Source organism: Roseateles sp. P5_E4 (assembly GCF_054049255.1).
This window is the reverse complement of record NZ_JBFUMS010000017.1, coordinates 69,301-90,908: the sequence shown is the minus strand read 5'-3', so window position 1 is coordinate 90,908 and position 21,608 is coordinate 69,301. Positions and strand designations below refer to the sequence as shown.

The following is a 21,608-nucleotide window of genomic DNA, read 5'->3' as shown; positions in this document are numbered from 1 at the left end:
CCCGCCTGGGCGGACCCGGTGCGGGGCTTCTTGTTGGTGGCTGCTGCCCTCGTTTTTCATGTCCCTGCGCGTTCACAACTCCCTCAGCCGAGATCTCGAAGACTTCCAACCGCTCGTGCCTGGCCAAGTGCGCATGTACGTTTGCGGCATCACGGTCTACGACCTCTGCCACATGGGGCATCTGCGCATGAACATGGCGTTCGACGTCATCTACCGCTGGCTGCGTGCCAGTGGTTACGGCGTCACCTATGTGCGCAACATCACCGACATCGACGACAAGATCATCAAGCGTGCCGTCGAGCGCGGCATCACCATCCGCCAGCTCACCGAAGAGATGAGCGCGGCGATGCACGAGGACTTCGCCGCTGTCGGCCTGCTGCGCCCGGACCACGAACCGCGCGCGACCGAGTACGTGCCGCAGATGCTGTCGCTGATCGAGCGCCTGGAAGAGCGTGGCCTGGCCTACCGTTCTGATACTGGCGACGTGAACTACGCGGTGCGCAAGTTCGAAGGCTACGGCAAGCTCAGCGGCAAGAGCATCGATGACCTGCGCGCCGGCGAGCGCGTGGCCGTGGACGACGGCAAGCTGGACCCGCTGGACTTTGTGCTCTGGAAGGCCGCCAAGGCCGAGGAGCCGGCGGACGCCAAGTGGGCAGCTCCCTTCGGCGAGGGCCGCCCGGGTTGGCACATCGAGTGCTCGGCAATGAGCTGCGCGCTGCTCGGCGAAAGCTTTGACATCCACGGTGGTGGCACCGATCTGCAGTTCCCTCACCACGAGAACGAGATCGCCCAGAGCGAGGGCGCGGGCTACCCCTTCGCGCGCTACTGGCTGCACAACGGCTTCCTGAACGTCGATGGCGAAAAGATGGCCAAGAGCCTGGGCAACTTCTTCACCATCCGCGACGTGCTGCAGAAGTTCGACGGCGAGACGCTGCGCTTCTTCATGCTGCGCACCCACTATCGCCGGCCGTTCAACTTCAGCGATGCCCACCTCGAAGACGCCCGAGCCGCGCTGACGCGCCTGTACACGGCGTTGGACGCCGTGCCGCCGTCCGAAGTCGCCGTCGACTGGAGCGAGCCCAGCGCCGCTGCCTTCAAGACGGCGATGGACGAGGACTTCGGCACGCCCGGTGCCATCGCCGTGCTGTTTGACCTCGTCAACGAAGTCAACCGTGATCGCTCACCCCAGCGTGCCGGCTTGCTGAAGGCGCTGGCCGGCGTGCTCGGCGTCCTGCAGCAGGAGCCGCGCGCCTATCTGCAGGGCGGCTCGGGCATTGACGACGCGGCCTGGATCGAGGCGCGCATCGCGGCCCGCGCTGCCGCCAAGGCCGCCAAGGACTTTGCGGGTGCCGACGCGATCCGCGCCGAGTTGACGGCCAAGGGCATCATGCTGAAGGACGGTGCCGACGGCACGACCTGGGTGAAGAGCTGATGCCGCCCGAAGTGATCCCGGCCTATTGGGACGAGGCCTGCAAGCACCTGGTCAAGCGCGACCGGGTCATGAAGAAGCTCATCCCGCAGTTCGGCGAGGCGCGGTTGCAGAGCCGCGGCGACGCCTTCGCGACGCTGGCCCGCTCCATCGTCGGCCAGCAGATCTCGGTCAAGGCCGCCCAATCGGTCTGGAACCGCTGGATCGCGCTGATGACCAAATTCCAGCCGACCGCCGTGCTGGGCCTGGGTGTGGATGAGCAGCGCGCTGCCGGCCTGTCCGCCCGCAAGGTCGAATACCTGCGCGACCTGGCGGAACATTTCGACACTGGCCAGGTTCATGTGCGCCAATGGGCGCAGATGGACGACGAAGCCATCATCGAAGAGCTCGTTGCCATTCGTGGCATCGGCCGGTGGACGGCCGAGATGTTCTTGATTTTTCACTTGATGCGCCCCAATGTGATGCCCCTGGATGACATCGGCTTGTTGAAGGGCATCAGCCAGAATTACTTTTCGGGCGAACCTGTCTCCCGCGCCGAGGCGCGCGAAGTCGGCGACGCCTGGGCACCCTACCGTTCGGTAGCGGTTTGGTACATTTGGCGCAGCCTCGACCCGCTGCCTGTGGACTATTGAGGTCATTGTTCAACCACCCAGAGCGGGCCGCACGCCGGGACGCTCCAAAGCCGACAGACACCCGTCAAGGGATCAGCCGGCGTACTCACCGGACGAGGGGATCCATTGAGCAAAAAACATTTTCTGGAATTCGAGCAGCCCATCGCCGAGCTCGAGACCAAGATCGAAGAACTGCGCTATGTGCAGAGCGAGTCTGCGGTCGACATCTCCGAGGAGATCGATCGCCTCTCCAAGAAAAGCCAGCAGCTGACCAAGGAGGTCTACGCCAACGTCCTGCCCTGGCAGGTCTACCAGATCGCCCGCCACCCGCAGCGCCCGCAGACGCTGGACTACTGCTCGGAAGTTTTCACCGAGTTCCAGGAACTGCACGGTGACCGTCACTTCGCCGACGACGCAGCCATCGTGGGCGGCATCGCGCGCTTCAACGGCCAGGCCTGCATGGTCATCGGCCACCAGCGCGGCAGCGACGCCAAGGAGCGCACGCTGCGCAACTTCGGCATGCCGCGCCCCGAGGGCTACCGCAAGGCGCTGCGCCTGCTGAAGCTGGCCGAGAAGTTCGGCCTACCGGTCTTCACCTTCATCGACACCATGGGCGCCTATCCTGGCATCGGTGCCGAGGAGCGCAGCCAGAGCGAGGCCATCGGCCGCAACATCCTCGAGATGGCGCAGCTCGAAGTGCCCATCATCGCCACCGTCATCGGCGAGGGCGGCTCGGGTGGTGCGCTGGCCATCGGCGTGGCCGACCAGGTGCTGATGCTGCAGTTCGCGGCCTATTCCGTCATCTCGCCGGAGGGCTGCGCGTCCATCCTGTGGAAGAGCAGCGAACGCGCCTCCGAGGCGGCCGAGGCCCTGGGCATCACGGCTCACCGCCTGAAAGCGCTCGGCCTGATCGACAAGATCGTCAGCGAGCCGGTGGGTGGCGCGCACCGCGACGCCAAGCAGATGGCGTCCAACCTGAAGCGCGCGCTGAGCGACGCACTGCGCCAGGTCAGCGACCTCAAGACTCGTGAACTGGTGGACCGCCGCTACGAGCGCCTGCAGGCCTATGGCCGATTCGGCGACACCAAGAACAGGTGATGCGGTCGCCGTCGCCTTCAGCGGCGGCCTGGATTCCACGGCCCTGTTGCATGCGACCGCTCGCGCGGCGCAAGGCAGCAGGGTCGTTGCCCTTCATGTCCACCACGGCCTGCAGCCGCAGGCCGACGACTGGGTCGCGCATTGCGAGCGCGTGGCGCATGAGTTCGGAGCGGCCTATGTCTGCACGTGGCTGAGCGGATCGCCGGCGCGCGGCGACAGCGTGGAGGCCTGGGCTCATGCGGGCCGGCATCGCGCCCTGCACGACATGGCTGTTGCGGCGGGGGCCGACCTGCTGCTGCTGGCCCATCACCGACAGGACCAGGCCGAGACCTTCGTGCTGCAGGCTTTGCGCGGCGCCGGCACGGCGGGCCTTGCTGGCATGCCCAGGGCGCAATGGCGCGACGGCGTCTGCTGGGCACGGCCCTGGCTTGATCAGCCGCGCGACCTCATCCGCGCTTACGCCGAGCAGCATGGGCTCAGCTGGATAGAAGATCCGAGCAATGCCGATGCGCGCCATGCCCGCAACCGACTGCGCCAGACGCTGTGGCCGGCCTTTGCGGCGGCCGAGGCGGGCCTGGCCCAGTCGGCGCGCTGGGCGCAGCAGGCTGAGGAACTGGCTGCGGAAGTCGCGGCATCCGACCTTGCGGAGCTCGCGACCGCCGAGCGGCTGGATCTGGCCGCCGTGTTCCGCCTGTCGCCCGCCCGCGCAAGCAACGCGCTACGCGCCTGGCTGTCGCGGTACGCGAGCGTGCCGGCCAGCCTGGTCGAGCGCCTGCGGTCTGAATGGCATTCGGGCGCCACGCTGTCCTGGCCCGCGCCCGGTGGTGCCGTGCACGCCTATCGCGACGGCCTCTACTGGGCCGCCGAATCGGCCGCCCCGCCGCCTGCGTCGATGCTGAACCTGAGTCGCCCCGGCCTGCATCCTCAGCCGGCCTGGCAGGGCGCATGGCTCGTCGAGCCGGCCTCGCCCGGCATCGCGGTGGCGCGACTCGCCCAACTGACCCAGCGCGCTCGCGCCGGCGGTGAGCAATTCCAACGGGCCCCGGTCTCTGTGCAGCGTGCCCTCAAGAAGGCCTGCCAGGAAGCCGGCCTGCCGCCGTGGCGGCGCGGCGGGCCTCTGCTTTTTGACGCGCAGCAGCGCCTCATTGCCGTCGCCGGGCTTGGCATGGACGCCCGTGCCTTCGCCGATCAAGATGAGCCGAAGCTGTCCTTGCGCTGGCTGGAGGACGCAGCCTTGCCGCAGAGCGAAGGCGAAGGTGGGACTGCCGCTTAAAATCGGGGGTTTGCGAGCATCCGTCCCGGCAGCTCACTCTTCCAGCCTTCGCTCAAACACATGGCTCTGATCGTCCACAAGTACGGCGGCACCTCGATGGGGTCCACCGATCGCATCCGCAACGTGGCCAAGCGCGTCGCCAAATGGGTGCGCGCCGGCCACCAACTGGTGGTCGTGCCCTCGGCGATGAGCGGTGAAACCAACCGCCTGCTCGGCCTGGCCAAGGAGCTGTCACCGGCCAGCATGACGCCAGCCGTGATGCGCGAGATGGACGCCATCGCCGCCACCGGCGAGCAGGTCTCCGTCGGCCTGCTGGCCATTGCGCTGCAGGCCGAAGGGCTGGAAGCGGTCAGCTATGCCGGCTGGCAGGTGCCGGTGGCCACCGACTCGTCCTTCACCAAGGCCCGCATCGAGAGCATCGACGATGTCCGCGTGCGTGCTGACCTGGCCGCTGGCAAGGTGGTTGTCATCACCGGCTTCCAGGGCATCGACCCGGAAGGCCACATCACGACGCTGGGCCGCGGGGGTTCCGACACGTCGGCCGTGGCGATTGCTGCGGCGATGAAGGCTGCCGAATGTCTGATCTACACCGACGTGGACGGCGTCTACACGACCGACCCGCGCGTGGTGCCCGAGGCGCGGCGCCTGAGCACCATCACGTTCGAGGAAATGCTGGAGATGGCCTCGCTCGGCTCCAAGATCCTGCAGATCCGCTCCGTGGAGTTCGCGGGCAAGTACCGCGTGCCGCTGCGCGTGCTGTCCAGCTTCACACCCTGGGACATCGACATCACTGAAGAGGCCGCCTCCGGCACGCTGATCACTTTCGAACAAGAGGACGAGAACATGGAACAAGCCGTCGTTTCGGGTATTGCCTTCAACCGTGACGAGGCCAAGGTGACGCTGCTCGGCGTGCCCGACAAGCCCGGCATCGCCTTCCAGATCCTGGGACCCGTGGCCGAGGCCAACATCGACATCGACGTCATCATCCAGAACGTCTCCCACGACGGCAAGACCGACTTCTCCTTCACCGTGCACCGCAACGACTACGCGCGCACGATGGAGCTGCTGCAGAACACGGTCGGCCCGGCCACCAACGCCAGCAAGGTCGTCGGCGACCCCAAGATCTGCAAGGTCTCCATCGTTGGTATCGGCATGCGCTCGCATGTCGGCGTGGCCAGCAAGATGTTCCGCGCGCTGTCGGAAGAGGGCATCAACATCCAGATGATCTCGACCAGCGAGATCAAGACCAGCGTCGTCATCGACGAGAAGTACATGGAGCTGGCCGTGCGCGCATTGCACAAGGCCTTCGACCTCGATCAGGAAGCCGCTACCGCGGCCTGATTTCTGTCTGAGATTGCTCCGCACTGGTATAGAATGCGGGGCTGTGCTGGAGACGTGACCGAGTGGCCGAAGGTGCTCCCCTGCTAAGGGAGTATTTGCGCTAAAACGCGAATCGAGGGTTCGAATCCCTCCGTCTCCTCCAAACACATCAAAGCCCGTCCTCGTGACGGGCTTTGTCTTTTCGGCGTTCAACAGGCGCTTTTGGGCGATTCGTCACGAATTGATCGTTTCAAGTCCAAATTTGCCAAATCTCCCGTTTATTCGGTTATTTATGATCGCCACGTGGCGGTCAAGACAATAAATCGGGTGAGGCAGGGCTTCGCTACCCTGCTGGTGCTTGCCGGGGCGCTGCTGGCCGCTGCGGCCGCGCGCGCCGTGCAGCCCATCACTCATGCTCTGCCGGTGTCGCCGACCACCGTCCGGCTTTTCGTGCCCTTCATGGCCGGCGGTGAGGCCGACGGCTCGGCGCGCAATTTCGTCCAGAGCGCGACACGCGTTGGCGGCGTGGGCTTCGAGATCGTCCATCTGACGGCTGAATCGGGCGCCGCAGCAGGGCGAGCTGTCAGGCAAGCCGCGCCCGATGGCCTGACGCTGTTGCTGGCCCGGGTGGGCAGCATTGCCATCCTGCCGGCGCTGTCGCCACGCACGGCCGCGCCATTGAGTGACTTCACGGTGTTGGCCGTGCTCGACCAGGCGCCGCTCATCTGCGCCGTTCGCAGCGGCACGCCCATTGTGTCCATGCGCGAGTTGCTGGCAGCCATCGCCACGACGCCAGGGCAGCTGCGCTACAGCACGGGCGGTGCCGGCACCCTGCAAAACCTGGCCGTGCGCTATCTGTTGGCATTGAACGGCCTGCCGGGCGACGCGGCCAAGCCGGTGCATTTCGGCCAGGACTCACTGGCCACCCAGGCCCTGCTCAACGGCGAGGTGGATTTCAGCTGCAACACCGCGCGCAGCATCATGCCGGCCGTGCAGTCGGGCGCCCTGCGTGGATTGATGACGACGGCCCACGGGCGGCTGAGGTCGCTGCCGCAACTGCAGAACGCCGCCGAGCTCGGCCTGCGCGATATGCAGCAGTTGCAGGGCTGGTCGGCGCTGCTCGGGCCGGCGGGCATGCCGGCCGAGGCCGTTCTGCGCTGGCGCGCACTGCTCGACAAGGTCGCTGCTGAGCCCGAGTGGCAGGCCGGCACCGAAGCGCTGAGCGCGTCGGCCCGCATCCACGCAGTCAAGGACCCGACGCAGTACTTGCGCCAGCAGGGGCAGTTCTACGAGCGCCTCGTGACGACGCTGGAGGCCCGGCAATGAGCCCGGACAGCCCCTCGCACCGTCGGCTCTGGCCCTGGGTCGTAGACGCGGCGCTGGTCGTGCTCATCTTGGTGGTGGGCCTGGCAGGCAGCGTGGGCGCCTATCGCTCGCTGGCGCTGAAGGCTGAGGGCCAGCAGCGCGAGCTGTTGAACGCCATGGGGCAGAGCGTCGTCAGCGCTTTTGACCTGCAATTGGTGAAGGTGGTGGAGACGCTGCAGGCGGCCAGCCGGATGTTGTCGGCCCAACCAGGGCTGACGCGCGCTCAATTCGCACGCTATGGCGCCGGCCTGGTCACCGATTCCTCGGCCCTGACCCTGCTGGAGTGGCAGCCCGTCGTGCCGCATGCGCAGCTGGCTGAGTTCGAGAGGCAGGCGAATCTGGAGCAACCGGGCTATCGCGTCGTCGAGCCGGCGCCGCAATACCAGGGCGATGGGCTCATCGCCGCGCGCGAGCGCGACATGCATGTGCCGGTGCGCTATTCCTGGCCCGAGAACGGCTCCGCCGTTGGTGTGGACATGGCCTTCGACCCGCGCCGCATGCGCTCCAAGCTGCTCGCCCGCGATGCCGGCGTGCCCATCGCGTCCGAGACATTTCCGTTGATCCGGCTTGGCCAGCAGGCGGCCGCCATCAGCGGCTTCGCGGTGTCCGCGCCGGTCTACCGGATCACGCAGCCGGCGGGCGTCGAGGCGCGTCGCCGCGAGCTGACGGGCTTCCTGGCCGGCGTCATCGAGCTCCCGACGCTGATGGCCGAGGCGGCGCTGCGGGCCGACGCCAATGGCCTGGATGTCTTCGTCTTCGACCAGGAGGAGAAGCACCGGCTCATCTATTCATCGGCCGGCGGTGAACCCTTCCAGTCCGACGAGCGCGACACGGCGCTGAGCATCGACGTGGGCGGGCGCCCCTGGCAACTGGTGCTCAGGCCCCGGCCCGGCGTGCTGGCTGGGGAAGGTGACAGGACACCGCTACTGGTCCTGGCCGCAGGCAGCCTGGCAACGCTGCTCGTCGCGTTGGCGGTGGCGCGCAGCCTCGCCGTCAGGCGCCACCTGGAGCGGACGGAGGCGGACCTGGCCGAGGATCGCCAGCGCATGGCCAACGTGCTGGACGGCACGGCGGCCGGCACCTGGGACTGGCATATCGACACCGGCCGGCTCGACATCAACGAGCGTTGGGCCCGGATGCTGGGCCGCAGCCGCGCCGAACTCGAACCTGTGACGAGCACGACCTGGGAAAGACTCTGCCATCCCGGCGACCTCATCGAGTCCAACCTGGCGATGAAGCGCCATTTCAGCGGTGCGGACGAGCGCTACACCGCCGAGTTCCGCATGCGCCATGCCGATGGCCACTGGGTCTGGGTGCAGAGCAACGGCAGCGTCTTCGAGCGTGACGCCCAGGGGCGCCCGCTGCGATTGGCCGGCACGCACATGGACATCTCCCGCCGCAAGGCTGACGAGCAGCGGCTGTATGACGATGCCCGCGCCCTGGAGGCGGCAAACCGCCAGTTGCGCGACCTGGCCATCGTCGACGCCCTGACCGGCGCCTTCAACCGGCGTCATTTCAATGATGTCTGCCTGGCCGCCCTGGCCGGCGCCCAGCGCGGCCAGGCCGTGGCCTTGTGCATGCTCGACGTGGATCATTTCAAGGCCTACAACGACCGCTACGGCCACCAGGCCGGCGATGCCGTCCTCAAGGCCCTGGCGCAGACGCTCAAGGACTCCCTCAAGCGCTCGACCGATGCGCTGTTCCGCCTGGGCGGCGAGGAGTTCGGCGTGATCTTCTCGGCCACGTCGGCCGAGACGGCCGAGCATTTCGTCAGCCAGCTCAGCGCTGCCCTGCACGCCCTGGCTCTGCCTCACGAGGGCAGCCCTCAGCGCGTTGTGACCGCCAGCTTCGGCCTGGCCTGGTGGGCCGCGCCGAGCTCCAACCTGACGCCGGAGGCCATGTACGCCGCGGCCGACGACGCCTTGTACGAAGCCAAGCGCTGCGGCCGCGATCAGATCGTCATTCGCTGCTTCCTGGCCGGCGAAGGCGAAACCCGAACGTCAGAGCCGATGGCGCTGAGCGACCGTCAGGCGTAGCGCGTCGCGCGGCCCTCGCGCACGAAGGCCCAGAGCTCCAGCCCCAGGCCGCGCGCCGTCGCGATGGCCAGGCTGCTGGGAGCCGACATGCAGGCCAGCAGGCCGACGCCGGCCATCGCCGTCTTGTGCACGAGCTCGAAGCTGGCCCGGCTGGACATCAGCACGAAGCCTTCACGCGGATCGGTATCGCGACGGGCGAGGGCGCCGGTCAGCTTGTCGAGTGCGTTATGGCGGCCGATATCCTCGCGCACCAGCAGCAGTTCACCGCTGGGCAGGCACCACGCCGCGCCATGCAGGCCACCGCAGCGCGCATTCAGCACCTGCGCGGCGGGCAGGGCGGCCAGGGCCCGGTCCAGCGCCTGCGGGGCCAGCGTTGGCGCGCTGACGGCGGCGGGTTGCAGCGCGCCAAGCAGGGCCAGGCTTTCGACGCCGCACAGGCCGCAGCCGGTGCGGCCTGCCAGGGTGCGCCGGCGCACCTTCAGGCGCTGCTCGCAGGCGGCGGTCACCGTCAGGGCCAGTTCGATGCCTTCGGGCCGGGTCTCGATCTCGACGTCCAGCAGTTCGCGCCGCGACGTGAACCAACCTTCCGCGAGGCCGAAGCCGAGGGCGAAGTCCTCCAGATCGGCCGGCGTGGCCAGCATGACGGCCTGCGAGATGTCGTTGACCGTCAGCGCCACGGGCACCTCGGCGGCGACCTCTTCGTCAGTCGCCGTATTCAGGGGTTTCAATGTCCGCAGCGCGGCCTCGGTTTGCATGGCGGCGATGATAGAAGCCTCGTTTTGCTGGAGCCACCGTGTACCTGCCCGCCCATTTCAAGTCTGCCGACCTCGACCATGCATTGCGCCTGATCGCCGAGCATCCGCTGGCCTTGCTGATCGGGCCGGATGCGCAGGGCGAGAGCTTCGGCAGCCATCTGCCGCTGGTCGTCGTGCCGCAGCAGGACGGCCTTGTGCTGGAAGGCCATATGGCACGCGCCAATCCGCACTGGGGTTGGCTGTCACAGCAGAAGAGCCTGCTGGCCGTCTTCAGCGGCCCGAGCGCCTACATCAGCCCGAGCCACTATGACGCGGTGCAGAACGTGCCGACCTGGAACTATGCGGCACTGCATGCCTATGGCGACATCGAGTTGATCGACGGCCAGGTCGACAAGGATGGGCTGCTGAAGCGGCTTATCGGCCGCTTCGAGCCCGAGTACGCCGAGCAGTGGCGTGGCCTCAACGAGGACTACCAGCGCAAGCTGCTGGGTGCCATCGTCGGCTTTCGCATCCGCGTGACGCGCTGGGAACTCAAGCTCAAGATGAGCCAGAACCGCGCGGCGGTGGAACGCCAGCGCATTCGCGAGGCGCTCGCGGCCTCCGAGCGGGCCGAAGAACGCGCTACGGCTGAATGGATGACGCGATTGGAGGCTTAGACAGGGACCTCTTCGCCCAGCGCCCGGCGCAGCGCCATCGCGGCATGCGGCGCCCGCTCCTTGGCACCGCTGATGAAGTAGACGAAGACATCGCGCGGCGCCGTGCTCGCCGTGGGTGCGGGTTCGATGCGCGGCACGCCCTCGGGCTCGCCGCCCTCGCTCCAGATGCGCGCCGACCCAGCCAGTTGCGGGAAGACCTCGGGCTTGCAGCCCAGCGCCTCTTCCGAGTGCGTGCGCATGATGCGCGTGTAGACGAAGTCGCCCGTCGGCTCGGCAATCGGCGGGTAGTCGTCGGACTCGGTGAACACCGTCGCGGCCTTGTACTGGCGGGCCAGCGCGAGGTATTCGGGGCACTGGAAGCTGGCATGGCGCACGTCCAGTGCATGGCGCAGCTTCAGGCCATCGACTTGAGCAGGCAGCAGTTCCAGGAAGGCCGTCAGATCGCCAGCGTCGAAGCGGTGCGTCGGCGCCAACTGCCAGACGATGGGTCCGAGCTTGTCGCCGAGCTCGGCGATGCCGCTGTCGACGAAGCGCTTGATGGAGTCTGCCCCGTCGGCCAGCACGCGGCGCTGGGTCGCGAAGCGGATGGCCTTGAGCGAGAACATGAAGCCGGCGGGTGCCGTATCGCGCCACTTGGCGAAGGTGGCGGGCTTCTGCGCGCCGTAGTAGGTGCTGTTGATCTCGATGGCCGTCAGGCGTTGGCTCGCATATTCCAGCTCACGGGCCTGCGGCCAGCCCTTGGGATAGAAGTTGTCGCGCCAGGGCTCGAAGTTCCAGCCGCCGATACCGACCCTGATGGTTCCGTTGCTCACGCCGACTCCTGGCTGATGGCTGTATGAAAAAACAGTCTATCGGCCAGGGTGCTTGCATTGCAAGAGGGCTTACATGCCCGCGTAGTTCGGCCCGCCGCCGCCCTCGGGCGTGACCCAGACGATGTTCTGCGTCGGGTCCTTGATGTCGCAGGTCTTGCAGTGCACGCAGTTCTGCGCGTTGATCTGCAGCCGCTCGCCGCTGCCGCCCTCGTTGGGCACGAACTCGTAGACGCCCGCCGGGCAGTAGCGGCTTTCGGGGCCGGCGTATTTGGCGAGGTTGACCTGCACTGGTACCGAGTTGTTCTTCAGCGTCAGGTGGGCGGGCTGGTTTTCCTCGTGGTTGGTGTTGGAGATGAACACCGATGAGAGGCGGTCGAAGGTCAGCTTGCCATCGGGCTTGGGGTAGCTGATGGGCTTGCATTCGGCGGCCGGGCGCAGCGACTGGTGATCGCCCTTGTGGTTGTGCAGCGTCCAAGGTGGGTTGTTGATGCCGAGCTTGGGCAGCAGCCACTGCTCGATGCCCGTCATCAGCTGGCCGGTCGTCTTGCCCTTCTTGAACCAGAGCTTGAAGTTGCGCGTCTGCTGCAGTTCCTCGTTCAGCCAGCTCTTCTCGAAGGCTTCGGGGTAGGCCGTCAGCTCGTCCTGGGCGCGGCCGGCGTCCAGCGCGGGTGCCAACGCCTCGGCGGCCAGCATGCCGCTCTTGATGGCTGCGTGGCTGCCCTTGATGCGCGCGGCATTCAGGTAGCCGGCATCGCAGCCAATCAGGCAGCCGCCCGGGAACACCGTCTTGGGCAGGGCCTGCGGCGTGCCGTTGTTGATGGCGCGGGCGCCGTAGCCGATGCGCTTGCCGCCTTCGATGTGGGCGCGGATGGCCGGATGGGCCTTCCAGCGCTGCATCTCTTCAAACGGGCTCATGAAGGGGTTGTCGTAGTCCAGGCCGATGACGAAGCCCAGCGTGACCTTGTTGTTTTCCAGGTGGTAGAGGAAGCCGCCGCCGAAGGTGTCGCCCTCCATCGGCCAGCCGGCCGTGTGCACGACCTTGCCGGGTTGGGCCTTGTCCGCCGGAACCTCCCACAGCTCCTTCACGCCGATGGCGTAGGTCTGCGTGTCCTTGCCTTCGGTCAACTTGAACTTCTCAAGCAGTTGCTTGCCCAGATGGCCGCGCGCGCCTTCGGCAAACACCGTGTACTTGCCGAGCAGTTCCATGCCGAGCTGGAAGTGGTCGGTCGGCTCGCCGTCCTTGCCCAGGCCCATATTGCCGGTGGCCACGCCCTTCACACGGCCCTGTTCGTCGTACAGCACCTCGGCGGCGGCGAAGCCCGGGAAGATCTCGATGCCCAGGCCTTCCGCCTGCTGCGCCATCCACTTGACGACGTCGGACAGGCTGATGACGTAGCAGCCGTGGTTGTGGAAATTGCGAGGCACGAGCCAGTCGGGCGTGCGCTGGCTGCCCGTCTCGGACAGAAACAGCACGTCGTCGCCGGACACGGCCTGGTTCAGCGGCGCGCCGAGTTCCTTCCAGTTCGGGAACAGCTCCTCCATCGCACGCGGGTCCATCACGGCGCCCGACAGGATGTGGGCGCCAGGCTCAGAGCCCTTCTCCAGCACGACGATGTTGGCATCGGGCTTGAGCTGCTTCAGGCGGATGGCCGTAGCCAGGCCGGCCGGGCCGCCACCGACGATGACCACGTCGTATTCCATGGACTCGCGGGGGCCGAACTGGGCGAGGATCTCTTCGGACGTCATGCAGGTTCTCCGTCAGCTTTTGAATTGCGCGCGATTCTAGAGAGGCTGGATTGCGAATCGAACGATCGTGCTTTTTTAGGTTGGGCGGTCTAGACCGGTAGGATGGACGCAACCCACTCGGAAGGCAGTCCCATGAGTTACTCCATCAATCTCGAAGGCCGCGTGGCCTTGATCACCGGTGCGTCCAGCGGCCTGGGCGCGCAATTCGCCAGGACCCTGTCCCAGGCCGGTGCCTGCGTCGTGCTGGCGGGCCGGCGAGTCGAGCGGCTGAAGGACCTGCGCGCCGAAATCGAAGGCAATGGCGGTGACGCCCATGTGGTGCAGCTGGACGTGACCGACGTGGCCAGCATCAAGAGCGCGGTGGCCCACGCGGAGACCGAAGTCGGCACGCTGGACATCCTGATCAACAACTCCGGCGTGTCCACGACGCAGCGCCTCACCGACGTCACCGAGAACGACTACGACTACGTGATGGACACCAACACGCGCGGCGCCTTTTTCGTCGCGCAGGAGGTGGGCAAGCGCATGCTGGCCCGCGCGCGCGGCTCGGCGCCAGGCACCTTCATCGGCGGGCGCATCGTCAACGTCGCGTCCATGGCCGGCCTGCGTGTGCTCGGCCAGATTGGCGTCTATGCGATGAGCAAGGCCGCGGTCATCCACATGACGCGAGCGATGGCGCTGGAGTGGGGCCGCTACGGCATCAACGTGAACGCCATCTGCCCGGGCTATATCGACACCGAGATCAACCACCACCACTGGGGCACCGAGCAGGGCAAGAAGCTGGTCGACATGCTGCCCAGGAAGCGCGTCGGCCAGCCGAAGGATCTGGATACGTCACTGCTGATGTTGTGCGCCACCGAAAGCCATTTCATCAACGGTGCAGTGATCCAGGCTGACGACGGCTTCGGAGTTTGATGTTGAAGCGAGACCTGACCCCGCTGGAGGCCCGCGTCCTTGCCGTTCTCGTCGAGAAGGAAAGCACCGTACCGGACAGCTATCCGCTGTCGGCCAATGCATTGACCTCGGGCTGCAACCAGAAAACGGCGCGTGACCCGGTCATGGACGTCAGCGAAGCCGGGGTGCTGGCCACCGTGGAGGAACTGAAGGCCTTGCACCTGGTCACGACGGTCAGCGGCAGCCGCGTCGTGCGCTACGAGCACAACTTTGCGCGCGGCATGGGCGTGCCCGGCGCCGCGATGGCGCTGCTGACCCAGCTGATGCTGCGCGGCCCGCAGACGGCGGCCGAACTGCGCCAGAACACCGAGAGGCTGCACCGCTTTGCCGATGTGTCGTCGGTGGAGGGCTTTCTGGAGGAGCTGTCTGAGCGCGAGCAGCCGATGGCCGTCAAGCTACCCCGGGCACCGGGTGCCCGTGAGGCACGCTGGGCCCACTTGCTGTGCGGCCCGGTCGCGTCCGTAGAGCAAGCGGCGGCCTTCGCTCAACCGCGCGATGAAGAGATCGCCTTGCTGCGCGCCGAGGTCGCCGCGCTGCGCAGCCTCGTCAACCGCATCGCCGCTGACCTCGGCATCACGCCGTGAGGTATCTCGTCCCTGTCGACAAGAAGCTCACCTATGAGGTGCGCATTCCCATGCGCTGGGGCGACATGGATGCGATGGGCCACATCAACAACACGCTGTATTTCCGCTACCTGGAGATCGCGCGTGTGGACTGGCTGACGCAGATCGGCGCCGCGCCCAATCCGGGCGGGCAGGGGCCGGTCATCGTCAACGCCTTCTGCAACTTCTATCGCCAGCTTAAATGCCCGGGCGAGGTGCTGGCCAGCCACTACGTCAGCGACGCGGGCCGCACCAGCTTCGAGACCTGGATCACGCTGGAGCGCGCCGACGAACCCGGCGTCATCTGCGCCGAGGGCGGCGCGACGACGCTGTGGTTCGACGCCCAGACCGACAAGGCCATTGCCCTGCCGGACTGGGTGAGAAACCTCGTCACCTGAAGGCGTACTTCAAGCTGGCGTAGATGTAGCGCCCGCGCGAGTCGGTGTAGCTCGGGTCGTAGCCGGACAGGAAGAACCAGGCCTGCTGCGAGAACGGCGGCGCCTTGTTGAGCATGTTCTGCACGCCGACGCGCAGGGTGGTCGACTTGCTGGCCTCCCAGCCGGCCGACATGTTCCACAGCGAATAGGCCGACACCTTGCGATCGGGCTTGCCGATGATGTGCTGGTCGTTGTAGCCCTGCAGATAGCTGTTGGACAACGTCATAGACACGGGGCCAGTTTCCCAATCCAGGCTGACCGTGTGGCGCCAGCGCTGCACGACGCCGTCGTTGATGAAGACGCCCAGGTTGCTGACGAAGGGGTCGCCGTCGCCGGTCTGCTGCTGCGACTTCAGCGTCAGCGTGCCGTTGATGCGCAGGCCGAACTGCCCGAAGTCGGTCTTCAGGCCGCTCAGGTTCACGCCAAGGTCCAGGCCGGAGATGCGCTGCTTGCCGCGGTTCTCCTTGAAGAGGTCGACGGCCTCGATGGCGTCGTCTTCATCGCGGTGGACCAGGCTGCCGTACTTGGCCAGGTTGCCCAGGATGACGTCCACGCCCAGTGTGCTGATCAGGTTGGTCTTCTCGATGTTCCAGTAGTCGGCATTCAGGCTGACGCCGCGCCGGGGCTCGAAGACGATGCCCAGCGAGAACTGGCGCGATTTCTCGGGCTTGAGCTTGGCATTGCTGAAGTTGCGCGTGACCCAGATGTCCGAGCAGTCGGTGGGCGTATTGGTGGGGTCGGCTGCCAGGCAGACCGGGTCCACCAGCGTGGCCGAATTGCCTTCGGTGACGGGGCGGTACAGGTCCGACAGGCTGGGCGCGCGGAAGCCCCTGCCGATCGAGGCGCGCAGCAGCAGCTCCGGCATCGGCACGTATTTCAGGCCCAGCTTGGGGCTGGCTGCGCCGCCGCTGACCTGGTAGTGCTCATAGCGCAGCGCGGCCGACAGCTCCAGCTGCTTGGTGATGGGCGCGCTGAGCTCGCCGAACACGGCACCGACCTTGCGCGACTTGCCGAAGTCGGAGTCGGGGCCTTGCGTGGTCTCGCCGAGGATGAGGTCCTGCTTGAGCGCGTCGGACTGGTGGTAGTTCTGCTTCTCGCGCCGGTACTCGCCGCCGATGGCCACGGCCAGGTCGCCGCCCGCCAGCTTCGTCAGCGCCTTGGAGGCCTTGAAGTCCAGGCTGTCCATGTTGCCGGTGGCGTGGCGCACCTCGCCGCGGATCTGCGACTTCTCATACAGCGCCAGGCCGGCGGCGCTGGAGGGGCCAAAGGCATTCAGCGTGCCGTTCGCGAAGCCGTCCAGGATCATCTGCTCGTTCAGGTAGCCCTGGAAGTCCCGGTCGGAGACCTTGCTGGTGCTGTGGTTCAGTGCCCACTCATAGTCCCAGCCGCTCACCAGGCCGGTCATGCCGGCCACGACCCGCTGGGTGGTCGACACCAGCTCACTGGTGCGCAGGCCGGCTTCGGACAGGCGGGTGCGCACGGTGATGATGCGTTCCTCGTCGTCGGCGTCCAGGCTGTTCAGCGCGCTGCCTGCAAAGGCCGGCACGCGCGAAACGTCCATGTCGGCGTCCACGCGGTTGGGCGTGCCGGTGTAGAGGGTGCGAGCCCTTGCCAGCGACACCTCGGCAAAGGCCTGGTGGCCGCCACCGAGGTTGAAGATGCCGCGGCCGAAGATGCTGCTTTTCTTCGACTTCGGATACAGCTCGATATCGCGCATGTAGTCAAAGGTGCAACCGTCCGCGCCACCAATGCCGTCAGGCAGGTAGAGGCTGGCGGGCGGGTTGCAGCCCGCGGCGGCGGCCGGGTTGACGGTCTTGGAGTCGATGACCGTGCTGCCGTTGCTGCTGTAGCCCTCGCCGATCAGCGTGTCGCGCTGGTAGTTGGACAGCCGGATATTGCCGGGGAAGCTCGCGCTGGACAGCAGGTCTGGCAGCCGGCCGGGGATGTCCAGGTCCTTGATGAACTGGCGCTTGGACGCGTTCAGGCTGCTGGTCTTCTGCACGTCGATGACGCCGAAGACATTGAAGCCGTCGCGACCGAAGTCGCCGAAGCCACCGGCCACGGTCGCCGAGCGCTTGGCCGCGCCGTGGCCTTCGGTGGTGCTGCCGGCCAATGCGTTGATTTCGATGCCGGAGAAGTCCTTGCGGGTGATGAAGTTGATGACGCCGCCGATGGCGTCCGAGCCGTACAGCGACGAGGCGCCGTCGAGCAGGATCTCGACGCGCTGGATGGCGGCGGCCGGGATGCTGTTCAGGTCCACGCCGGCCGCGTCGCCGGGCGAGGCGAAGTTGGCCACGCGCCGGCCGTTCAGCAGCACGAGGGTGGACGACACGCCCAGGCCGCGCAGGTTGGCGGCGTTGAAGCCCATCTGGTCCCGGAAGCCGCCATAGGCCACGCTGCCGCCGTCGGTCAGGTTGTTGGCGCTGGCGCTGATGCGGGCGATCAGCTCGGCGGCCGTCGTCACGCCGGCCTTGTCGATTTCGCCCCGCGTGATGACCTGCACCGGCAGCGCTGTCTCGCCCTCGATGCGCTTGATCGCCGTGCCGGTGATCTCGACGCGCTCCAGCGTCGACTGGGCCTGGGCAGCGCAGCTCAGCGCAAGCAGGGCCGCTGCAGCAGCAGTGACGGCAATGCGGGAAGGGCAGGGGGTTTTCATGGGCGGCTCTCCGTGGTTCGGGCGAGTCTAGGCACGGCGGCGCTAGCTGCCGGGCTCCAAGCCGGCGATTCGTCTCGTGCGCGCCACGCCCTCGTCGTTCGAATTAGGGGCGAACGGTCATCGGCGCTCTGTCATCATGCGCGGTCTGACCAAGGAGGGGTGTGGGCATGAGGGCATGGATCTGGGCCGGTGTGGCGGCAATGGCGGCAGCCATGGGCGTACAGGCGGCTCCGCCGGCGACGGCACCGGCGGCGAGCGCGCCGCAAGGCTTCAGGCTGCTGCGTCCGTCGGCGCCGGCCTCGGCATCGGCACCACGCGCTGCGGCACCGGCGCCCGCCAAGGCCGCGTCGGCCGTTCAAGCCGGTCCGGCACAGGCCTCAGGGGCGCTGCAGCCGCTGCCCGAGTCCGAGCCCGCCATCCGCGGCTATGCCGTGCCCATCGGCGGCGCACTGAAGGCCGACAACGAAGAGGTCTGGCAACGCATCGTTCAACTGGCCGGCGGCAAGGGCGCGCGCTTCGTCGTTTTTGGCACTGCCAGTGAGGATCCCGAGGCCAGCGCCAAGCAGATCGTGGATCTGCTGCAGCGCCGAGGCGCGGTGGCCGAGGCCTTGCCGGTGGCGCCCAAGTTCCTGTGGGTGGACCTGAGCAAGGTCGTGCGCGACCCGGCCCTGATCGCCAAGGTCAAGGCCGCCAAGGGCATTTTCTTCACGGGCGGCGTGCAGGAGCGCATCGTCGATGTGCTGCAGCCCGGTGGCCAGAGCACGCCCATGCTGGAGGCGATCTGGGACGTCTACCGCAAGGGCGGCGTCATCGCCGGCACTTCGGCCGGAGCGGCCATCATGAGCACTGTGATGTTCCGTGACCCGCCCAGCAACATCAACATCCTCAAGGGCCGCTTTTCGGATGGCAAGCAGATCGATCGCGGGCTGGGCTTCGTCGGCCCTCATCTGTTCGTCGACCAGCATTTCCTCAAGCGCGGCCGCTTCGGCCGCATGATCCCGCTGATGATGGCCAAGGGCTACAAGCTCGGCCTGGGCGTGGACGAGAACACCGCCGCCATCATCCGCGGTGACGAGATCGAGGTCATCGGCGACCGCGGCTGTCTGGTCGTGGACCTCACCGAGGCCAAGAGCGATCCCTCGCTGGGCGCTTTCAACGTGCAGGGCGCTCGCCTGTCCTACCTCGAGCACGGCGACCGCTACCACCTGCGCGCGCGCTCGGCGACGCCGTCGGCGCCCAAGCTGCGCGGCGAGTTGCACGACGCCGAGTCGCCTAACTTCAAGCCGAGCTACATCGACGATGTCTTCCACCTCGACATGATGGGCGACTCGACCATCTCCAACGCGATGACACGCCTCATCGACAGCGTGCGCAAGGAGGTCAAGGGCCTGGCCTTCGACGTGCTGCCGCGCACCAACGACCCGCTGGCCGAGCTCGGCTTCCTGTTCCGGCTCTACAAGGGCTCGGACTCGCTGGGTTGGAGCACCGAGGAATTCGGCGGCGAACAGTTCACGGTCACCAACCTCTACCTCGACATCAGCCCCGTGCGCCTGCCGATGCCGCTGTATGGCGGCTGGTCGGGGCCGCCCAAGCCTGCGACCAGCCTGCCCGCCACGAGCGTTCCCGCAGCGTCGGCGCCCTCAGGCCAGTGAATCGGCAGCCGGTTGCAGCGCTTGGTCACAAGCGTTGCTTTTCCTCGGGCCTGACCCGGTGTCGGATTGCGCGGGAGCCTGCCAAGATGTCGGGCTCGTGAACTGCGCCAGCCCGGCACCCATCTTGCCCAGCCACTCCCCCGTCGGCACCGTCATCGTCATCGGCGGCGCGCTCAAAGCTGACAGCGACGCCGTCTGGCAGCGCATCGTCGACGAGGCCGGGGGCGCCGGTGCGTCCATCGCCGTCTTCCCGACCGCGGCCTATGAGCCCGAGCGCGTTGCGGCCCAGATCGCCGCCGCGCTGGAGCGCTGCGGCGCGCGCGCCGAGATCATTCCCGTCGCCCCCAATCTAGAAGAGGGAGATCTGCAGGGAACGCTGCACGATACGGCCCTGATCGCCCGCGTCGCTGCCTGCCGCGCCGTCTTCTTCTCCGGTGGCGCCCAGGAGCTCATCGTCGACACGCTGCAGCCGGGCGGCGAGCCGACGGCCATGCTGGCGGCCATCCGCCAGGTCTTCGAGCGCGGCGGCGTCATCGCTGGCACCAGTGCCGGTGCCGCGGTCATGAGCCGCATGATGTTCCGCGATGCGATGGACAGCCTGGCCGTTCTCAAGGGCCAGTGGCGGGCGGGCCTGGAATACGACCGGGGCCTGGCCTTCCTCGGCCCCGACCTGCTGATCGACCAGCATTTCCTCAAGCGCGGCCGCATCGGCCGCATGCTGCCGGCCCTGCAGTCCCTGGGCTGCCGCCTGGGCCTCGGTGTGGACGAGAACGCGGCCGTCGTCATCAAGGGCGGGCAACTCGAGGTCATCGGCGGCAGCGGCGCCGTCCTTGTCGACCTCGGCGACGCGACACGCGACGCCGCGCTGCCGGCCTTCAACCTGCAGGGCGTGCGCCTGTCCTATCTCGACCATGGCGACTGCCACGACCTGGCCAGCGGCGAGACGACGCCGGCGCCGCACAAGCAGCGCGAGCCCCGCATCGACCCTGGCGCCCCGGACTTCAAGCCGCGCCTGCAGTCCGACCGGTTCTTCCTCGACATCCTCGGCGACGGCTGCATCCTCGGCGCGCTGACGCAGCTGCTGGACGGCCCCGAGCCCGAGGTGGGCGGCCTCGCTTACCGCGCCCGTCCGCACGCCGACGATCCGGCGCCCGACGTGGGCTTCGAGTTCCGGCTGCGCCGTGCCCCTGGCTTCGTGGGCTGGCGTAGTGCCGTCCGCGGCGGCGGCGAGGACTACACGGTGCTGCAGGCCCGACTGGATGTCATCCCCGTGCGGGTCGCCAAGCCGCTGTTCACACCCCTCGCCGCCGAGGGGCAGCCCGTGGTCGAATCGGCGTTGGCGAGCCGGCCCGGCTCGAAGGAGAGTGGTGATGGCGACGGTCAGCGGTGAGTTCACGGTGGGGATGACGGCCCAGGCTGCCGAGGCGGCAAGTCCGGCCCTCGGCCGCATGGTGCTGGACAAGCAATATCGCGGCGCCCTCGAGGCCCGTGGCGCCGGCCAGATGCTGGCCACGCACGGCAGCATCGCCGGCTCGGCGGCCTATGTGGCGCTGGAGACCGTGACCGGCAGCCTGGAGGGCCGCGAGGGTAGCTTCGCCCTCGTGCATCACGGCCTGATGGAGCGCGGCACGCCCAGCCTCGCCATCACCGTTGTGCCAGACTCCGGGACCGGTGCACTGGCCGGCCTGGTGGGCCGCATGAACATCCGCGTTGAAGGCCACCAGCATTTCTACGATTTCGATTTCACGCTGCCTTAAGCTTGAAACCTGGCCTGAAGCAAGGAGACACCATGAAGAAGATCCTGCCCCTCATCACGCTGCTGCTGATTGCTGGCGCCGCCCAGGCCACCGACGTCGGTGTGTCGGTGCAGATTGGCCAGCCTGGTTTCTACGGCCGCATCGACATCGGCAACACCGCGCCGCCGCCTGTCATGATGGCTCAGCCTGTCTGGGTGCAGCGCCAACCCGTGCATGTCGCGCCCGTCTATATGCGCATCCCGCCGGGCCACCAGAAGCATTGGGAGAAGCATTGCGCCCAGTACAACGCTTGTGGCGTGCCGGTCTACTTCGTCAAGGAGGACTGGTACCAGGAGCGTTATGCCCGGCCGCAGAACGACAACGACCAGGGCGGGGATCACGGCAAAGGCAAGGGCCACGGCAAGGGGCATGGCAAGGGCAAGGGCCACGACTGATCGAACTGCCGGCGC

At 67.3% G+C, this 21,608-nt stretch carries 19 protein-coding genes and 1 tRNA gene; 16 read left to right on the top strand and 4 right to left on the bottom strand.

What is annotated here, in order from left to right; genetic code table 11:
• The first annotated feature begins 58 nt into the window (after positions 1–58).
• The 8 genes from cysS to ACXJLH_RS26360 all read left to right on the top strand — a co-directional run bounded on the left by cysS (position 59) and on the right by ACXJLH_RS26360 (position 9,132).
• The gene (gene cysS / locus ACXJLH_RS26395; RefSeq protein ID WP_457447337.1) at positions 59–1,432 is read left to right on the top strand and encodes a cysteine--tRNA ligase; all 1,374 of its coding nucleotides are present in this window, start codon (positions 59–61) and stop codon (positions 1,430–1,432) included.
• Positions 1,432–2,061, top strand: a complete 630-nt coding sequence (locus ACXJLH_RS26390) for a DNA-3-methyladenine glycosylase family protein (protein ID WP_056197741.1) — start codon at positions 1,432–1,434, stop codon at positions 2,059–2,061. Before cysS ends, ACXJLH_RS26390 begins: the two co-directional genes overlap by 1 nt.
• A 105-nt stretch (positions 2,062–2,166) precedes the next feature.
• Positions 2,167–3,138: an acetyl-CoA carboxylase carboxyltransferase subunit alpha gene (locus ACXJLH_RS26385; RefSeq protein ID WP_056197740.1), complete on the top strand. Its 972-nt coding sequence runs from the start codon at positions 2,167–2,169 to the stop codon at positions 3,136–3,138.
• Positions 3,107–4,411 carry a tRNA lysidine(34) synthetase TilS gene (gene tilS, locus ACXJLH_RS26380; protein ID WP_457447335.1) on the top strand — a complete coding sequence of 435 codons (1,305 nt, stop codon included), beginning with the start codon at positions 3,107–3,109 and terminating at the stop codon, positions 4,409–4,411. The genes ACXJLH_RS26385 and tilS overlap by 32 nt, the downstream gene beginning before the upstream one ends.
• A 60-nt stretch (positions 4,412–4,471) precedes the next feature.
• A complete protein-coding gene (locus ACXJLH_RS26375) occupies positions 4,472–5,752 on the top strand; it encodes an aspartate kinase (protein WP_457325667.1) in 1,281 nt (426 codons plus the stop codon).
• A 48-nt stretch (positions 5,753–5,800) separates the two neighbouring features.
• Positions 5,801–5,894: transfer RNA gene (locus tag ACXJLH_RS26370), tRNA-Ser, on the top strand.
• 164 nt (positions 5,895–6,058) lie between these two features.
• Complete coding sequence (locus tag ACXJLH_RS26365) at positions 6,059–7,057, top strand: tripartite tricarboxylate transporter substrate binding protein (protein WP_457447333.1); 999 nt, start codon at positions 6,059–6,061, stop codon at positions 7,055–7,057.
• Positions 7,054–9,132 carry a diguanylate cyclase domain-containing protein gene (locus ACXJLH_RS26360; RefSeq protein WP_457447332.1) on the top strand — a complete coding sequence of 693 codons (2,079 nt, stop codon included), beginning with the start codon at positions 7,054–7,056 and terminating at the stop codon, positions 9,130–9,132. The genes ACXJLH_RS26365 and ACXJLH_RS26360 overlap by 4 nt, the downstream gene beginning before the upstream one ends.
• On the opposite strand, the gene fdhD is transcribed toward ACXJLH_RS26360, so the two are convergent.
• On the bottom strand, positions 9,123–9,887 hold the full coding sequence (fdhD, locus tag ACXJLH_RS26355) for a formate dehydrogenase accessory sulfurtransferase FdhD (RefSeq protein WP_457324876.1): 765 nt from the start codon (positions 9,885–9,887) through the stop codon (positions 9,123–9,125). The two genes, ACXJLH_RS26360 and fdhD, sit on opposite strands and share 10 nt — an antisense overlap.
• Positions 9,888–9,925: 38 nt before the next feature.
• Between fdhD and ACXJLH_RS26350 the strand changes: the two genes are divergently transcribed.
• Positions 9,926–10,543, top strand: coding sequence for an FMN-binding negative transcriptional regulator (locus tag ACXJLH_RS26350; protein ID WP_056197727.1), 618 nt, complete (start codon positions 9,926–9,928; stop codon positions 10,541–10,543).
• Here ACXJLH_RS26350 and ACXJLH_RS26345 read toward each other — a convergent pair.
• Both ACXJLH_RS26345 and ACXJLH_RS26340 read right to left on the bottom strand, forming a co-directional pair.
• Positions 10,540–11,355, bottom strand: coding sequence for a DUF72 domain-containing protein (locus ACXJLH_RS26345; RefSeq protein ID WP_457447330.1), 816 nt, complete (start codon positions 11,353–11,355; stop codon positions 10,540–10,542). The genes ACXJLH_RS26350 and ACXJLH_RS26345 overlap by 4 nt on opposite strands.
• 69 nt (positions 11,356–11,424) lie before the next feature.
• Positions 11,425–13,101 (bottom strand): 4Fe-4S dicluster domain-containing protein, encoded by a 1,677-nt coding sequence (locus tag ACXJLH_RS26340; protein ID WP_457447328.1) that lies wholly within the window; start codon positions 13,099–13,101, stop codon positions 11,425–11,427.
• 132 nt (positions 13,102–13,233) lie between these two features.
• Between ACXJLH_RS26340 and ACXJLH_RS26335 the strand changes: the two genes are divergently transcribed.
• From ACXJLH_RS26335 to ACXJLH_RS26325, 3 genes are read left to right on the top strand one after another with little or no spacing between them, the layout of a single operon-like run.
• A complete protein-coding gene (locus ACXJLH_RS26335) occupies positions 13,234–14,016 on the top strand; it encodes an SDR family oxidoreductase (protein ID WP_056197721.1) in 783 nt (260 codons plus the stop codon).
• A complete protein-coding gene (locus ACXJLH_RS26330; RefSeq protein WP_457447327.1) occupies positions 14,016–14,639 on the top strand; it encodes a YceH family protein in 624 nt (207 codons plus the stop codon). Before ACXJLH_RS26335 ends, ACXJLH_RS26330 begins: the two co-directional genes overlap by 1 nt.
• Positions 14,636–15,055, top strand: a complete 420-nt coding sequence (locus ACXJLH_RS26325) for an acyl-CoA thioesterase (RefSeq protein WP_457324012.1) — start codon at positions 14,636–14,638, stop codon at positions 15,053–15,055. Before ACXJLH_RS26330 ends, ACXJLH_RS26325 begins: the two co-directional genes overlap by 4 nt.
• On the opposite strand, the gene ACXJLH_RS26320 is transcribed toward ACXJLH_RS26325, so the two are convergent.
• The gene (locus ACXJLH_RS26320) at positions 15,048–17,750 is read right to left on the bottom strand and encodes a TonB-dependent receptor (protein ID WP_457447325.1); all 2,703 of its coding nucleotides are present in this window, start codon (positions 17,748–17,750) and stop codon (positions 15,048–15,050) included. The genes ACXJLH_RS26325 and ACXJLH_RS26320 overlap by 8 nt on opposite strands.
• Positions 17,751–17,917: 167 nt before the next feature.
• On the opposite strand from ACXJLH_RS26320, the gene ACXJLH_RS26315 reads away from it, so the two are divergent.
• The 4 genes from ACXJLH_RS26315 to ACXJLH_RS26300 all read left to right on the top strand — a co-directional run bounded on the left by ACXJLH_RS26315 (position 17,918) and on the right by ACXJLH_RS26300 (position 21,593).
• On the top strand, positions 17,918–19,402 hold the full coding sequence (locus tag ACXJLH_RS26315; protein ID WP_457447323.1) for a cyanophycinase: 1,485 nt from the start codon (positions 17,918–17,920) through the stop codon (positions 19,400–19,402).
• 124 nt (positions 19,403–19,526) lie between these two features.
• A complete protein-coding gene (locus ACXJLH_RS26310; protein ID WP_457447321.1) occupies positions 19,527–20,792 on the top strand; it encodes a cyanophycinase in 1,266 nt (421 codons plus the stop codon).
• A complete protein-coding gene (locus ACXJLH_RS26305) occupies positions 20,773–21,159 on the top strand; it encodes a DUF3224 domain-containing protein (RefSeq protein ID WP_457447320.1) in 387 nt (128 codons plus the stop codon). The genes ACXJLH_RS26310 and ACXJLH_RS26305 overlap by 20 nt, the downstream gene beginning before the upstream one ends.
• A gap of 32 nt (positions 21,160–21,191) precedes the next feature.
• Positions 21,192–21,593 (top strand): hypothetical protein, encoded by a 402-nt coding sequence (locus ACXJLH_RS26300; RefSeq protein ID WP_056197707.1) that lies wholly within the window; start codon positions 21,192–21,194, stop codon positions 21,591–21,593.
• Positions 21,594–21,608 lie beyond the last annotated feature (15 nt).